This is a genomic window from Streptomyces sp. NPDC053426, assembly GCF_055585405.1.
In genome coordinates, this window is the sequence record NZ_JBVJKE010000048.1 from 1 (window position 1) to 3024 (window position 3024).

2 protein-coding genes are annotated in these 3024 nt (G+C 67.9%); both read left to right on the forward strand.

Annotated elements, in window-relative coordinates:
• Positions 1–1556 (forward strand): alpha-1,4-glucan--maltose-1-phosphate maltosyltransferase (locus tag ACZ62B_RS39030; protein ID WP_468729133.1); only part of this gene is annotated, 1556 nt, incomplete at its 5' end.
• Positions 1553–3024, forward strand: a 1472-nt coding sequence (gene treS, locus ACZ62B_RS39035) for a maltose alpha-D-glucosyltransferase (protein ID WP_469694014.1), incomplete at its 3' end; no start/stop codon positions are given. The genes ACZ62B_RS39030 and treS, both read left to right, overlap by 4 nt.

The following is a 3024-nucleotide window of genomic DNA, read 5'->3' on the forward strand; positions in this document are numbered from 1 at the left end:
CCCGGCTGGCGGCGGCGTTGACGCCGGAGGTGGACGCGGTGCTGGCCCGGCACCCGCTGCGGGAGCTGGTCACCAGCAGCGACCCGCTGCCGCTGCTGGTGGAACGCGAGCGGGCCCTGTACGGATCCTGGTACGAGTTCTTCCCCCGCTCCGAGGGCACCCCGCGACAGCCGCACGGCACCTTCGACACCGCCGCCCGCCGACTGCCCGCGATCGCCGCCATGGGCTTCGACGTCGTCTACCTCCCGCCCATCCACCCGATCGGCACCACCTACCGCAAGGGCCCCAACAACACGCTCAACGCCGGCCCGGACGACGTCGGCGTGCCGTGGGCGATCGGCTCCCCGGAGGGCGGCCACGACGCCGTCCACCCGCACCTGGGCACCCTGGAGGACTTCGCCCGGTTCGTCGCCCGGGCCGGCGAGCTGGGGCTGGAGGTGGCGCTGGACTTCGCGCTGCAGTGCTCCCCGGACCATCCCTGGGTGCACAAGCACCCGCAGTGGTTCCACCACCGCCCCGACGGCTCGATCGCCTACGCGGAGAACCCGCCGAAGAAGTACCAGGACATCTACCCCATCGCCTTCGACGCCGACCTGGACGGCCTGGTCGCCGAGACGGTCCGGGTGCTGCGGCACTGGATGAACACCGGGGTGCGGATCTTCCGCGTCGACAACCCGCACACCAAACCGGTCGTCTTCTGGGAGCGGGTGATCGGTGAGATCAACCGCGCCGACCCGGACGTGATCTTCCTGGCCGAGGCGTTCACCCGCCCGGCGATGATGCACACCCTGGCCCAGATCGGCTTCCAGCAGTCCTACACCTACTTCACCTGGCGCACCGGCAAGCAGGAACTGACCGACTACCTGACCGAACTGTCGGGGGAGGCCGCCTCCTACATGCGGCCCAACCTCTTCGCCAACACCCCCGACATCCTGCACGCCTACCTCCAGCACGGCGGACGGCCCGCCTTCGAGGCCCGCGCCGTCCTGGCCGCCACCCTCTCCCCCACCTGGGGCATCTACAGCGGCTACGAACTGTGCGAGAACACCCCCCTGCGCGAGGGCAGCGAGGAATACCTCGACTCCGAGAAGTACCAGCTCAAACACCGCGACTGGGAAACCGCCGAACGCGAGGGCCGCACCATCACCCCCCTCATCACCCGGCTCAACACCATCCGGCGCGAGAACCCGGCCCTGCGGCAACTGCGCGACCTCCACTTCCACCACGCCGACAAGGAGGAGGTCATCGCATACTCGAAGCGGCGGGGTTCGAACACGGTTCTGGTGGTCGTCAACCTCGACCCCCACCACACCCAGGAGGCCACGGTCTCGTTGGACATGCCGCAACTCGGCCTGGACTGGCACGAGTCGGTACCGGTGCGCGACGAGCTCACCGGCGAGACCTATCAATGGGGCAGGGCCAACTATGTGCGCCTGGAGCCGGGGGGAGCGCATGTGCTTGTCGTCGGCCGGGCATCCGGGAGTGAGCCGCCGGGTGAGCACAGCCGTGTTCTGCGACCGTCCAGCCCGTCGATCGGAGGGTCACCCACAACATGATCGTCAACGAACCCGTCCCGGACACCTTCGAGGACACTCCCGCCAAGGACCGGGACCCGGACTGGTTCAAACGAGCCGTCTTCTACGAGGTCCTGGTCCGCTCCTTCCAGGACAGCAACGGTGACGGCATCGGCGACCTGAAGGGTCTGACCGCCAAACTGGACTACCTGCAATGGCTGGGCGTCGACTGCCTCTGGCTGCCGCCCTTCTTCAAGTCGCCGCTGCGCGACGGCGGTTACGACGTGGCCGACTACACCGCCGTCCTCCCCGACTTCGGCGACCTCGCCGACTTCGTGGAGTTCGTCGACGCGGCGCACCAGCGCGGGATGCGCGTGATCATCGACTTCGTCATGAACCACACCAGCGACCAGCACCCGTGGTTCCAGGAGTCGAGGAAGGACCCCGACGGCCCGTACGGCGACTACTACGTGTGGGCGGACGACGACAAGCAGTTCCAGGACGCCCGGATCATCTTCGTCGACACCGAGGCCTCCAACTGGACGTACGACCCGGTGCGCAAGCAGTACTACTGGCACCGCTTCTTCTCCCACCAGCCGGACCTGAACTACGAGAACCCGGCGGTCCAGGAGGAGATGATCTCCGCGCTGAAGTTCTGGCTGGACCTGGGGATCGACGGCTTCCGCCTCGACGCGGTGCCGTACCTGTACCAGCAGGAGGGGACGAACTGCGAGAACCTCCCGGAGACCCACGCCTTCCTGAAGCGGGTGCGCAAGGAGATCGACACCCAGTACCCGGACACGGTGCTGCTGGCCGAGGCCAACCAGTGGCCGGAGGACGTCGTCGACTACTTCGGCGACTACGCCGCCGGGGGCGACGAGTGCCACATGGCCTTCCACTTCCCGGTCATGCCCCGCATCTTCATGGCCGTCCGCCGCGAGTCCCGCTACCCGGTCTCCGAGATCCTCGCCAAGACCCCCGCCATCCCGTCCGGCTGCCAGTGGGGCATCTTCCTGCGCAACCACGACGAGCTGACCCTGGAGATGGTCACCGACGAGGAACGCGACTACATGTGGGCGGAGTACGCCAAGGACCCCCGCATGCGCGCCAACATCGGCATCCGCCGCCGGCTCGCCCCACTGCTGGACAACGACCGCAACCAGATCGAACTCTTCACCGCCCTGCTGCTGTCGCTCCCCGGCTCGCCGATCATCTACTACGGCGACGAGATCGGCATGGGCGACAACATCTGGCTCGGCGACCGCGACGCCGTCCGCACGCCGATGCAGTGGACGCCCGACCGCAACGCCGGTTTCTCCTCGTCCGACCCCGGCCGGCTGTTCCTGCCGACCATCATGGACCCGGTCTACGGCTACCAGGTCACCAACGTCGAGGCCTCCATGGCCTCCCCGTCGTCGCTGCTGCACTGGACCCGCCGGATGATCGAGATCCGCAAGCAGAACCCGGCGTTCGGCCTCGGCTCCTACACCGAGCTGCCGTCCTCCAACCC